The sequence below is a fragment of the Nocardia sp. NPDC005998 genome, assembly GCF_040614395.1.
In the GTDB taxonomy this organism is placed as follows: Bacteria; Actinomycetota; Actinomycetes; order Mycobacteriales; family Mycobacteriaceae; genus Nocardia.
The window spans coordinates 1-12,246 of sequence record NZ_JBEXUI010000002.1; the positions used below are offsets into that span (position 1 = coordinate 1).

Below are 12,246 nucleotides of genomic sequence, written 5' to 3' on the forward strand. Positions count from 1 at the left end.
CGCCCAGGCCGACAGATCTAGTTCAAGACCCGAAGTCAGTCATAAGGAGGGTCAAACCTCGGCGGGAGGTGCTCACCCACATCCTCTCTGTCATAAGGCGGTCGAATACGCGCCTGTGCGACCACCATTCGGCTACTTTTCGACAGACCCGGCTCAGGCTGGATACGGCAGGAGGTAGCTGGACACGGCACTAGCTGGCTCATTTGCGGCGCATATGACGCTGGTTGTTCGCAGGCCCGAATATTCAGGATCGCGTAGCGATTCGATGAGGGGTGGCGGTCGGGCGACGGATGGGGCTTGCGTCCGGGCCGTCGAGACTCGCGCCTGCAGCTGTGCTTCGACGACTCGGCTGAGTTCGATGGCCACGCCTTCGCGCGGCTGAGTTCGATGGCCACGCCTTCGCGCGGCTGAGTTCGATGGCCGCGCATTCGCGCGGACGCGAGACGGCTGCGAACTCCTCGCTCGTAAGACTCGCTCCGATGTGGTTGCTCCGAGCGGCAATGGATTACGTCGAAACTGCGATATGAACCCGCTCGATGACGGAACCTCGAGTGGTAGCATCCCGGGTCACCTCGGCGTGAAAAGGCATGTACCCGCCGAAGTCCCGGTTTCCGATCGTATCGTGCAGGTGAGTTTTACCGACGCTCCGGGAGGAGATGATCGTGAGCTCGTTCGGCAGGCGGCGACAACGTGGCAGCGGGCGCCGGGGCAAATCAGTGTCGGTACCGTACGCATCCGTTGCCGGGTTCAACGAGCACCGCACCGGCACGGCAGGGCGAAAGGGCAGGAACAGACCCGAGAAGTCGCTGCGCGCACCGTCGCCCACACCGACCGATAGACCTCGGCGCACCCGCGCCGAACGCTTCAGACGGCTGCTGCTCGCCCTGTTCATCACCTTCGTCGCGGTGCCGTCACTGCTGTTCGTGCTCGTCTACTGGAGCGCCGAGATTCCGGATCCCGATTCGGTGCAGACCAACCAGATCGCCACCATCCTCGCCGCCGACGAGACCACCGTGATCGCGAAGGTCGTTCCGCCCGACGGCAATCGGGTTCCGATACCGCTGTCCGATGTTCCGAAACCGGTGCGCGAGGCGGTGCTCTCGGCCGAAGACCGCAATTTCTACAGCAATCCCGGCTACTCGACCTCCGCCTTCCTCCGCGCCGCCCGCGACAACATTCTCGGCAAGGAGGATGCGGGCGGCGGCTCCACCATTACCCAGCAGTATGTGAAGAATGCCTTCCTCGGCTCCGAACGCACCGTAACCAGGAAGATGCGCGAGCTGATCATCGCCGCGAAGATGGCGCGGCAGTGGAGCAAGGACGATATCCTCGCCGCCTACCTCAACACCATCTACTACGGCCGCGGCTCCTACGGCATCTCAGCGGCCGCGAAGGCGTACTTCAACAAGCCAGCGCCGGAACTGACCCGCGCCGAGGGCGCGGTGCTCGCCGCGGTCATCCGCACCCCGTCGATCCTGGATCCGGAAACCCATCTGGCCGATCTGACGGCGCGCTGGAAGTACGTGCTCGACGGCATGGTCGAGATGGGTGTGCTGGCGCCGGGTGACCGCGATGCAACGGTGTTCCCGCAGATCGTCTCGATGAACGAGATCCCGGATGTCAATGAGGCCCGCGGCCCGGAGGGGCTGATCCGCACCCAGGTGCTGCGGGAATTGCGCGCCTCCGGCATCAGCGAGCGGGAACTGAATACCGGCGCATTGCGGATAACCACCACCATCGACGCCAAGGCCCAGCAGGCCGCGCTCGGCGCGATCCACGATCGGCTCGACCCGCAGCCGCCCGAATTGCGCGGCGCGGTGGTTTCGATCGACCCACGCTCCGGCGCGGTGCGCGCCTACTACGGCGGATCAGATGGCATCGGCTTCGATTTCGCGCAGGCACCGCTGCAAACCGGCTCCGCGTTCAAGGTGTTCGCGGTGATCGCGGCGCTGCAGCAGAACATTCCGCTCACCCGCGTGCTCGACAGTTCACCGGTGACCGATCGCGACACCAGGATCACCAACGTGGAGGGCGAATCGTGCGGTAGGTGCTCGATGTCCGAGGCGCTGAAGCGCTCACTGAACACCAGCTTCTACCGGCTGACCATGTCGATGTTCGACGGACCGAAGGCGATCGCCGACGCCGCACACGAGGCCGGGATTCCGGAGGAGATTCCCGGCGTTGCCGGTAAGACGCTGACCGAGGAAGGCGGGCGGCCGCTCAATGGAATCGTGCTGGGCCAGTACCTGGTTCGCCCCATCGATATGGCCTCGGCCTATGCCACGATCGCGAATTCCGGTGTCTACCACCAGCCGTACTTCGTGCAGCGGGTGGTCGCGGGCGACGGCCGGGTGCTGCTCGATCGAGGCGCACCCGATCAGCAGGTCGGCAAGCAGCTCTCGGCGGGTCAGCAGCGCATCCCGCGCGGTATCGCCGACAACACCGCCGGGGCGATGATCCCGATCGCCGCGTATTCGAATGGGCACGGCCTGTCCGGCGGTCGGCCCTCCGCCGCCAAAACCGGCACCACCCAGCTCGGCGCGACCGACCAGAACAAGGATGCGTGGATGATCGGCTTCACGCCGTCGCTGTCCACCGCGGTCTGGATCGGCACCGAACAGTCCGAGCCGATCCGCACCGCGCGGGGCGCGGATATCTACGGCTCCGGCCTGCCCTCCGATATCTGGAAGCAGGTGATGGACGGCGCACTGGAGGGCACGCCGAACGAGCAATTCGCGGTGTCCGCGCCGCTCAGCAGCCAGCCGATCCCGAGCAAACCCTCCAGCGGCAGCTACGACGTCCTGATCCCGCCGTCGACCACCTCGACCGCACCGGTCCTCGTGATCCCGCCCGCGCCCCAGCAGCCTAAGGAAGTCGAAATCTTCCCCGGATTGAGCATTCCGGTCCCGGGTTGACCGATTCGCTATGAATGTTCGTTTACCGGGGCCACGGGAACGCATGACGTGGCAACATCGTTGCCCATAGTGCAGACGATGGGCAACGGCGCCACTCGAGAGCGCAGCGTGGCGAGGACCGAAACCAGGCCGACGCCGACGCCGCAAGATCGATGAGAGAGGATATGCGCACAAGCGACGACACGGCGGCGTGAGCGGCGGGCCCGCACGAGGCAGCGTGCGCGATCGGGCAACGCGAACGCCGCCGATCGAATACAGCGGCGCGCGATGGGCCCGGAGCGCCGCCAGATGGAGACAGACTAGACATAGGGGCAACGCCGGTGGATTTCAATGTCGTTGACCGTCCCGAGACGCTCGTGGCGGGCACAGTGCTTCGCAGCCCGGCGCTCGCGGTCGAGGGGCCGCGGCGCGCGAAGGTGGAGGAGGCGTGGAAACGCAATCTGGCACGCACCCTGCCCGGGCCGCCGACGACCGCATACGTCGACCACGCTCCGGAGATCAACTCGTACCTGACCCATATCGTCGGCTACCGCTGCCACACCCTCGCGGACCTGCTCCCCGGTGACGTGCTGGCCCGGGTGCCCGCTGGCCGGTTCGCGCGGTTCACCCTCAGCGGCGACAACCTCGGCGACACCATCGTGACCATCTGGCGCGCGGTGTGGGATGCCGAGGCCGCCGGACGCTTCGTGCGCTCGTATACCGGTGACGTGGAGCATTATCCGGACGCGCGCACCGCCGAGGTGTTCGTGGCGCTGGCAGAAGAACCGGTCGACGGGTAGGAACAGCTGTGGATTTCGAAATTGTCACATTGGACGAAAGCCTGGTCGCCGGACTGACCGTCCCACTGGCCGGGCGCGAGGTGACCGCCCGCGACCTGGACCTGGTGAATTTCACCTGGGACCGGTACCTGGCGCGCGAGAAGAATGTACCGCGAGTGGCGGCCTATATCGGACAGAACGACCACGCCGTCGCCGTCCTGGGCTACGAGGTCGCCGAAATGGACGATATGGACGCCGGTGACGTGCTGACCCGCATTCCGTCCGGCCGCTACGCGAAATTCGTTGTCTCCGATAAGCCCTACGACCTGCTGCGCACCGCATGGGCGCAGGTCCGCAAGGCGGAGAGCGCGGGCACCATCACCCGCTCGCATACCGCCGAACTCGAGCGCTACACGGGGCCGACGTCGGTCGAGGTGTACGTCTCGCTGGACTGAGTTTTCGAGGCTGATTCGGGGCGCAGGTTCGTCTGGGCGGGCCGAAGTACGGAGTCCGGACGGGCCGAGCAAGTCCAGGCGAGCCGAGCGACCGAGTTCGGAACGGCCGAGCACGAAATCCGAACCAGTCGAGCGACGGAATCGAAAGAGGGCCGGGCTGACGGAATTCCGCGGCTCGGCCCTCGGACATTCCCACTCACTACAGATCAGCGAGCTGCTACACCACTCTGCCGGACACAAGTTCGGCTTGCCCTATCCCCGACGTAACGTGCGTTCAGAAGTCGGGTCTGTCGAGCCACCATTTGGGGTGATCTGCTACCAGGCCCTGGATACCGCAAAGCCGGGCCGAAGAGTTGCTCCGGCCCGGCCTTTCGTGTGAGGTGACTACTCAGCCCCGATGATGAACGCTTCCAACTGGGCACGAGCGATATCGTCGGCCAGCTGCTTGGGCGGGGACTTCATCAGGTACGCCGAGGCCGGGAGGACGGGGCCGCCGATGCCGCGGTCCTTGGCGATCTTCGCGGCGCGCACCGCGTCGATGATGATGCCCGCCGAGTTCGGCGAATCCCAGACCTCGAGCTTGTACTCCAGGTTCAGCGGCACATCGCCGAAGGCGCGACCCTCGAGCCGGACGTAGGCCCACTTGCGGTCGTCGAGCCAGCCGACGTGATCGGACGGGCCGATGTGCACATCGTTGGCGCCCAGCTCCTTCTTGAGGTTGCTGGTGACGGCCTGGGTCTTGGAGATCTTCTTCGACTCCAGCCGCTCGCGCTCGAGCATGTTCTTGAAGTCCATGTTGCCGCCGACATTGAGCTGCATGGTGCGGTCGAGCTGCACGCCGCGGTCTTCGAACAGCTTGGCCATCACGCGGTGGGTGATGGTCGCGCCGACCTGGCTCTTGATGTCGTCACCGACGATGGGAACGCCTGCCTTGGTGAACTTTTCGGCCCACACGGGGTCGGAGGCGATGAATACCGGCAGCGCGTTGACGAAGGCCACGTTGGCATCGATGGCGCACTGGGCGTAGAACTTGTCCGCCTCTTCCGAGCCGACGGGCAGGTAGGAGACCAGGACGTCGACCTTGTTGTCCTTCAGCACCTTTACCACGTCGACCGGCGCGGCCTCGGACAGCTCGATGGTCTCGGCGTAGTACTTGCCGATACCGTCCAACGTCGGACCACGCTGCACGACAACGTCGCTCGGCGGCACGTCGGAGATCTTGATGGTGTTGTTCTCGCTGGCGAAGATCGCCTCGGCCAGGTCGAAGCCGACCTTCTTGGCGTCGACGTCGAACGCGGCGACGAACTTGACGTCGCGAACGTGGTACCGGCCGAACTTGACGTGCATCAGACCCGGCACGGTCGCGGTCTCGTCCGCGTCCTTGTAGTACTGCACGCCCTGGACCAGCGAGGAAGCGCAGTTACCCACGCCGACGATGGCGACGCGGACTTCGGTGGCGTTTTCAGCCTTATTGACTTCACTCATGGCCGATATTTCCCTCTTTCTGTGGTGCCGCCTTCGTCGATTGCTCCGCCGCAATCAACTCGTTGAGCCAGCGCACTTCGCGCTCGCTTGATTCCAGACCGAGCTGGTGGAGTTGGCGGGTATAGCGATCCAGCGAGCCACTGGCCTTCTTGATCGCCTCCCGCAGACCCTCTCGGCGCTCCTCGACCTGCCGTCGCCTGCCCTCCAGAATCCGCATCCGCGCTTCCGCGGGGGTACGGCTGAAAAACGCCAGGTGAACGCCGAAGCCGTCGTCGGTGTAGTTCTGCGGTCCGGTATCGGCGAGCAGTTCGGTGAAACGCTCACGCCCGGCCGGAGTCAGTTGATAGACCCGCCGCGCGCGACGGGTGACGCCCGCGACGTTCTCCTCCGCGATCAGCCCATCCGTCTGCATGCGACGCAGCGTCGGATAGAGCGACCCGTAGGAGAAGGCCCGAAACGGCCCGAGCAACCCGGTCAGCCGCTTGCGCAGCTCGTACCCGTGCATGGGCGCTTCGAGGAGCAGCCCGAGAATTGCCAACTCGAGCATCGGGCTTCACCCCCTGACTGTGTGTGCAGACCTAACCGATGGATGCGACTTCTCACTATATCGGAGCGATATAAACGTGCATAGTCGTTGGCGATACATATCGCTGTTCTCGCAGGTAGAAGCTGCTAGGCCATACCGATACGACATGAAAGAAGCCCCGCCACCTCGTCATACGCACGAGGGACGGGGCTTCTCAGCGCCCAGTTAGGACCGGTCGAACTCCCCGTCCGCCACCCCAGCGGTGAAGGCCTCCCACTCGCCGGGCGTGAAGTTCAGCGTCGAGCCGGTCGGATTTTTGGAGTCACGAACGCCGACCATGCCGTCCAGATGCGCGACCTCCACACATTCTTGTCCCCCACCGCTGTGGCTGCTCTTGAACCAGTTCGCGCCGGACAGGTCAACGCTGGCGGAGTTCTGGACGGATGATCACCATGCGCTGGTGCAGGCAAACGTCGAGAAGACCCCTGCACCAGCGCATTCTCGCGTAGGCACGGGGGGGTGTGGCTGCTTGAGGATGCTCGGCGGTGTTGGATCTTTCGTGGTCCGTCGAGACGACATGTTCCAGATCCCGCACAATGCGATCTGCCTGCTTGTGCTCCGATTCCGCGGAGGTGTCGCCAGCAGGAGCCCTCGCGCCTAGCGCCGCCAACCCTCATGGTTCGAGTAGGACTCGAACGAATAGCGCGTGTCGCGGTCCCATTCTTCGCCGGTCTGCCGCTCGTAGGCCCTCGGGGCGACATACAGCAGCGGCTCGCCCCACCGGTCAGCGAAGTTCGCGAAATTGGCCGGGTCCTCGAAAACACTCTGGTAGGCAGCGCGGCCCGCGGCCACCACCGCCGCCCGTACATAGAGGAACTGGTCGCCAGACATGTTCGCGCCGAAACTCTCGAGATCAAGCCGGTACAGCGCCTCGGCAAGCAGCTCGCCGAACCCGGTGATTTCCGAGAGCGGCCGAGACGAGAGGAAGTGTGTCAGCCGACCGATCGGTTCCATCTCGGTTCCGCCGTCGAGGGTGCCGATCAACTTCCAGAACGTCTCCCAATCCACCACGGCACAGTACGCCTTGGCGCCTTACGCCGACAGCCTCAACCACGAGACAGAGCAACCTGTTCCAATCTTCGCGGGCAGTCGACGCTCCCTCGACCGGCAACGCGTTGGCCCCCACCCGCGGCCAACGACACCCACACCAGCGCATGCTCGAGCGGCCACCCGAGCATGCCGCGCCCCACCCCCAGTCCTGGACCGGTGATCACCATGCGCTGATGCAGGCAAACGTCGAGAGTGGCCTGCACCAGCGCATTCTCGAGTAGGTACCGCAGGATGCCCGAGCATGCTCGGCAGCGTCGGATTCCGTGGCACGGTTTTGGACCGGTGATCACCATGCGCTGGCGCAGGTAAACGTCGAGAGTGGCCTGCACCAGTGCATTCTCGTTGGGTTGTCGGTGGTTGGTGGGAGGATGGGGGTATGGGGGATTTGTTGGGGCGGCCGTTTTGTGGGTCTTCGGCGGTGGCGGCTGGGCTGGTGGGGCGGTGGGAGTTGAGTCGCGGGTTTGTGCGGTTGCATCCGGATGTTTATGCGCGGCGGGGGAGTGTGCTGGGGGCGGTTGAGCGGGCGGTGGCGGCTGGGTGTTGGGCTAAGGGGAAGGGGGTGTTGGTTGGGTGGTCGGCTGCGGCGGTGCATGGGACGCGGTGGCTGGATCCGAAACAGCCTGCTGAGATCGCGCGGGGCGACTGCACGCGGGCGCCGTGCGGAATTATCCTGCGGCAGGATGTGATTCCCGAACTGGAGTGTTGTGAGATCGAAGGCTTTCGGGTCACGACGCCCGCGCGGACAGCCTTCGATCTCGGCCGTCGGCTGCCGCGCGAGAACGCACTCATCGCACTCGATGCCCTCTGTGCTGCAACCGGTTTGCGCCCACAGCAGGTCAACGAGCTGTGCGATATCCACAGCGGCGCACGCGGCATCACGAAACTGCGTGAAGTACTTCCCTTGGTCGACAGCGGAGCCGAATCTCCCCAAGAGACCCGCACCCGCCTACTACTGATAGACGACGGCCTACCGCGCCCAGAAACCCAGATCGTGGTCCGCGACGACTACGGATCTTTCATCGCACGAGTAGATCTCGGCTGGAAACAGTGGAAAGTAGCCGTCGAATACGACGGCGCCCAACACTGGACCGACCCGAAACAGCATTCCAAAGACATCGACCGCCTAGCCAACCTCGCCGCCCAGAACTGGCAGATAATCCGAGTAAGCGCGCACCAACTCCGCACCCGCCCGCACACGATCCTCACCCGAGTCCGCCAAGCCCTCCACACCCGAGGCACCCCCTAACCACCAAGAACTCCCAGGTGGCTCTACGGGCGAACCTCGGCGCGGTTTCCGAATGAATGCCGGCGCACCATCGACACCCGCCCCCACACAAACCTCACCCGAGTCCGCCAAACCCTCCACACCCAAAGCGGCCCCTAAACCCCTAACCACCAAGAACTCCCACATGGCTCTACGGGCGAATCTCGGCGCGGTTTCGGGATGAATGCCAGCGCACCATCGACACCCGCCCCCACACAAACCTCACCCGAGTCCGCCAAACCCTCCACACCCAAAGCGGCCCCTAAACCCCTAACCACCAAGAACTCCCACATGGCTCTACGGGCGAACCTCGGCGCGGTTTCGGGATGAATGCCAGCGCACACATGTCCGATGCTGACGAATGTTGGCGCGGTCCCGACACAGTGGGGAGTAGGTCGACTTCGGGCCAGTGGGTACAGCAGTGGACTCTGCCCCTACAGGAGAGTCCAACATGATGACAGGGCTCTTCGCCGCATCGACCAGCGTGGCCTGCGCTCGTGAGCGCCGTACGTGAGACCTATCTCGCCAGCCCGGCAGCGGCACCGCGAGAAGAACTCATGACCCGACTGATCATCCCGTCCAGGAAAGCATGGCATGACCACGGTAATAGACATTGAAACCCGCGGTACGCAGCACTGCGAGACCACCGCTCTTGGAGTGCTGTTGCGGCAGCATGGACTCGATATGTCCGAGCCCATGCTCTTCGGCCTCGGCTCCGGTCTGTCCTTCGTCTACTGGGATAGCAAAGCTATGGGCTTCCCCTTCCTCGGGGGACGGGTCAAACCTCTCGAGCTCACCAGAAACCTGACCACCAGACTCGGGCTGGAGCTGCTGGTGCAGGAGACCACCTCCCCCCGCAGGGCTTGGGAGAACGTGGTCACCCCCATCGACGCCGGCCGACCCGTCGGATTGCAGCTCGACTGCTACTACCTGGACTACTTCAAGTCGAAGGTGCACTTCGGCGGTCATGTCGTCGCCATGCGCGGTTACGACGACCACAACGCCTATCTGGTGGACACCGACCAGCAAGGCGGGGCGGTGTCCACCAGCCTGACCTCTCTCGCCAAGGCCAGGGCTGCGCGCGGCCCGATGACCGCCAAGCACCGATCCTTCACCCTCGCGACGCACAGGAACCCACTCTCCCCGCAGAGTCAGATCATTCCCGCGATCACCGCCTGCGCTGACGCCTTCCTCAACCCGCCCATCGCCAACCTCGGCCACCGAGGCATCGAGAAGGCTGGCAAGCTGGTGCATACATGGTTTCAGCGGGCCGACAATCCGCGGCAGGACCTGCTGCAGGCTGCCCTCTTGATGGAGAAGGGCGGCACCGGCGGCGCCTTGTTTCGCAACTTCTACCGCGACTTCCTCGCCGAGTGCACCCAACTGATCGACAGCAGCCACCTGCGCATCGGCCACGGGCTGTACACCGAGGCAGCCACCCTATGGACGGAAGTCGCCGCATTGATCACGACAGCCAGTGAATCAGGCAATCCGCAGTGCCTCGTACAGGCAGGCACCATGCTCTGTGATCTTTCACGGATAGAGCGCGAAGCCATGCAGGCGCTGAGCTGTCTGGGGAGCAAAGCCCCAAATACGATCCGACCCTGATGCTCGGCACGCCTGCCCAACGACCGGGTATGTGCCGCATCTACTTTCAGCCGATCTGCCGGTCGCGCCACCGCGCCGGCGGAGAAGACGCCACCTTTTCCGGGACGAACCCCAACCACGGCAGCGTGCTCGACCGCGCCCACGCCTGCATATCAAGGATGCAATCCTGGACCGCCGACAATCATGTGCCCATACAGGCAAATACCGAAAGCACCGCTGCGCCGACACATTCCCCGAAGACGCCAACATGCGATTGCCGAGCAGGTGCAACGGCGCCTGCGCCCTCCGCACCCAGGACGCAGTCCTGAACCAGCGATCACCATGCACTCACGCAGGCAAGCCCGAATGCGCCCATGCATGAGCGCATTCTCGAGGACGTCAGCGCGCGGTGAGGGGCGCCGTATGAGCGATTGCCGACGCACCTGGTCGGTTCAAACGTGGCTGATCCGTAGCCACGAATTTCGCTCGAGTAATCGAGCTCTACGCCGTTCTCGCGCCGGTCCTGGACCGCCTGACCTGCCCGGTGCGCTATATCCAGGCGACCGGCGCCAGCCTCGGCGGCGGTGCGGAGGAAATGGAAGAGATGCGGGCCTCACTCGAACCGGTCCTCGCTCGCAACCCGAACCTGAAGGTCAGCGCGAAGGTCACGAGCAACCACAGCAAGATCCTGAACAAGGACTTCCGAGCCGTCACCGAGGCCGTTCGCGAGACCGCAGCGGCCCACGACCAGCAGGTTTCGTAGAGAGAACTCGCGTTCTGTCCGGTCTCGCAGGTTCAGCCAGCCGGTGCGGCGGCGCGCGGTGCCGGTTCGGTATCCGACACGCCGCTGGTGAGTGCAGATGCGCTCGCGGCCAGGCTTACCGCCGCGGACGACACGGCGGCCTGATACCAGCGCCGCCGATTGGAGTGCGGTGGTCGCGGCGCCGCCGGTGCGTCATCGGGGCGCTGCAGATCGTCGACCAGGTCGCCGAGCGTCCGCGCGGATTCGGCCAATTCCGAGCGTCTGATGTTCCTCCTCGGTGAGCTGTCCGTCACTCCGGGCGCTGTCGAGCAACTTATGGCGCGATCGGCGTCGCGGGCTCGGGTGTGATCGGGATAACGGCCGTAGTTCCGGAGCGGCGCAAGGGGTTTCGCGTCGGCGTCGGCGCAACGGCGACGAGATCGCGCACGGCCGAAGGGAGCTGCAGATCGCTGGTGAGCCGGTCCAGGTCGGCGATTGTCTCGGCGACCTCGGTCTCGGCCGTGTGATCACGAATTCACCTGCGCCGAGCTGCCCTTCCGCATACGCCGCATCCAGCACACCGGACACATTTGCGCGATCGAGGTCACGCGCGCGCATACGTCCGGAGGCAGCGGGAAACACAGGGAAATCGTAATGGGCCGACGCCCGGATTGTCCCAGTTCGGCAACTGATACTGGTCGGTCGATCCAGCACAGGCCAGCGCGGCCCGCGCGCGGCACCGCTACTCTGGTTCTCGTGCGAATCCAGCGGCAGGTGGTCGACTACGCCCTCCGGCGTCGGTCGCTGCTGGCTGACGTCTATGCGGGCCGTGTCGATGTCGCCGAGGTTTGTGATGCGAATCCCTATCTCTTGCGTGCGGCGAAGTTCCATGGTCGGGGGAGCGAGGTCACATGCCCTATCTGCCGGAAAGAGCAGTTGACGCTCGTATCCTGGGTCTACGGCGACGGCCTCGGCCCGATGGCGGGTTCGGCTCGCACACCAGAGGAACTGATACGCCTCGCCGAGACTCGCGAGGAGTTCTCGGTCCATGTCGTCGAGGTATGCCGGAGCTGCAGCTGGAATCATCTGGTGCAGTCCTATGTGCTCGGTACCGCTCCGTCGCCGACGCGACGTCGCACGGGCACCAGGGCCAGCCGGCGTACCGCAGCCGAATGATGTGCCAGGTCATCTGCACGTCGGGTGACACGCGGAGCCTCGACGCGTCCGCCGCGGCGACGATCGCCGCACCGCGCCCCGCAGACCGATACGAGTTATGGAGATCTTGTCAGTGAATTCGCCCTACGAGACCCCCAACGGCGATGAACCGCACGGCGGCCGAACTCAGCGAAGTTCACCTCCTCCGAACCCGTATCCCGGCCAGCGCCCGCCCGGTCCCCCACCCGG

12 protein-coding genes are annotated in these 12,246 nt (G+C 64.7%); 7 read left to right on the forward strand and 5 right to left on the reverse strand.

Going from position 1 to position 12,246, the window contains the following annotated elements; genetic code table 11:
• Positions 1–656 precede the first annotated feature (656 nt).
• The 3 genes from ABZ293_RS03620 to ABZ293_RS03630 all read left to right on the forward strand — a co-directional run bounded on the left by ABZ293_RS03620 (position 657) and on the right by ABZ293_RS03630 (position 4,128).
• Complete coding sequence (locus tag ABZ293_RS03620) at positions 657–2,915, forward strand: transglycosylase domain-containing protein (RefSeq protein WP_355177157.1); 2,259 nt, start codon at positions 657–659, stop codon at positions 2,913–2,915.
• Positions 2,916–3,235: 320 nt separating this feature from the next.
• Positions 3,236–3,694 carry an effector binding domain-containing protein gene (locus tag ABZ293_RS03625; RefSeq protein ID WP_355177158.1) on the forward strand — a complete coding sequence of 153 codons (459 nt, stop codon included), beginning with the start codon at positions 3,236–3,238 and terminating at the stop codon, positions 3,692–3,694.
• A gap of 8 nt (positions 3,695–3,702) precedes the next feature.
• Positions 3,703–4,128 carry a GyrI-like domain-containing protein gene (locus tag ABZ293_RS03630; RefSeq protein WP_354959338.1) on the forward strand — a complete coding sequence of 142 codons (426 nt, stop codon included), beginning with the start codon at positions 3,703–3,705 and terminating at the stop codon, positions 4,126–4,128.
• 384 nt (positions 4,129–4,512) lie between these two features.
• Here ABZ293_RS03630 and ABZ293_RS03635 read toward each other — a convergent pair whose 3' ends face one another.
• The 4 genes from ABZ293_RS03635 to ABZ293_RS03650 all read right to left on the reverse strand — a co-directional run bounded on the left by ABZ293_RS03635 (position 4,513) and on the right by ABZ293_RS03650 (position 7,207).
• Positions 4,513–5,613, reverse strand: a complete 1,101-nt coding sequence (locus ABZ293_RS03635) for an inositol-3-phosphate synthase (RefSeq protein WP_355177159.1) — start codon at positions 5,611–5,613, stop codon at positions 4,513–4,515.
• The gene (locus ABZ293_RS03640; protein WP_040697429.1) at positions 5,606–6,160 is read right to left on the reverse strand and encodes a PadR family transcriptional regulator; all 555 of its coding nucleotides are present in this window, start codon (positions 6,158–6,160) and stop codon (positions 5,606–5,608) included. The genes ABZ293_RS03635 and ABZ293_RS03640 overlap by 8 nt, the downstream gene beginning before the upstream one ends.
• A 204-nt stretch (positions 6,161–6,364) precedes the next feature.
• Positions 6,365–6,556, reverse strand: a complete 192-nt coding sequence (locus ABZ293_RS03645; protein WP_355177821.1) for a DUF397 domain-containing protein — start codon at positions 6,554–6,556, stop codon at positions 6,365–6,367.
• 240 nt (positions 6,557–6,796) lie between these two features.
• Positions 6,797–7,207, reverse strand: coding sequence for a DUF4240 domain-containing protein (locus ABZ293_RS03650; RefSeq protein WP_355177160.1), 411 nt, complete (start codon positions 7,205–7,207; stop codon positions 6,797–6,799).
• A 724-nt stretch (positions 7,208–7,931) separates the two neighbouring features.
• Here ABZ293_RS03650 and ABZ293_RS03655 point away from each other — a divergent pair.
• The 3 genes from ABZ293_RS03655 (at position 7,932) to ABZ293_RS03665 (ending at position 10,863) form a co-directional block, all read left to right on the forward strand.
• Entirely contained in the window at positions 7,932–8,495 is a 564-nt protein-coding gene (locus ABZ293_RS03655; protein WP_355177161.1) for a DUF559 domain-containing protein, read from the forward strand.
• Between the two features lie 612 nt (positions 8,496–9,107).
• Positions 9,108–10,121 (forward strand): BtrH N-terminal domain-containing protein, encoded by a 1,014-nt coding sequence (locus ABZ293_RS03660; RefSeq protein ID WP_355177162.1) that lies wholly within the window; start codon positions 9,108–9,110, stop codon positions 10,119–10,121.
• Between the two features lie 523 nt (positions 10,122–10,644).
• Entirely contained in the window at positions 10,645–10,863 is a 219-nt protein-coding gene (locus ABZ293_RS03665) for a hypothetical protein (RefSeq protein WP_355177163.1), read from the forward strand.
• A 32-nt stretch (positions 10,864–10,895) separates the two neighbouring features.
• Here the strand turns inward: ABZ293_RS03665 and ABZ293_RS03670 are convergent, their stop codons facing one another.
• Positions 10,896–11,114 carry a hypothetical protein gene (locus ABZ293_RS03670; protein WP_355177164.1) on the reverse strand — a complete coding sequence of 73 codons (219 nt, stop codon included), beginning with the start codon at positions 11,112–11,114 and terminating at the stop codon, positions 10,896–10,898.
• A gap of 484 nt (positions 11,115–11,598) precedes the next feature.
• On the opposite strand from ABZ293_RS03670, the gene ABZ293_RS03675 reads away from it, so the two are divergent.
• Positions 11,599–12,018: a DUF5318 domain-containing protein gene (locus ABZ293_RS03675; protein ID WP_354959328.1), complete on the forward strand. Its 420-nt coding sequence runs from the start codon at positions 11,599–11,601 to the stop codon at positions 12,016–12,018.
• Positions 12,019–12,246: the final 228 nt, after the last annotated feature.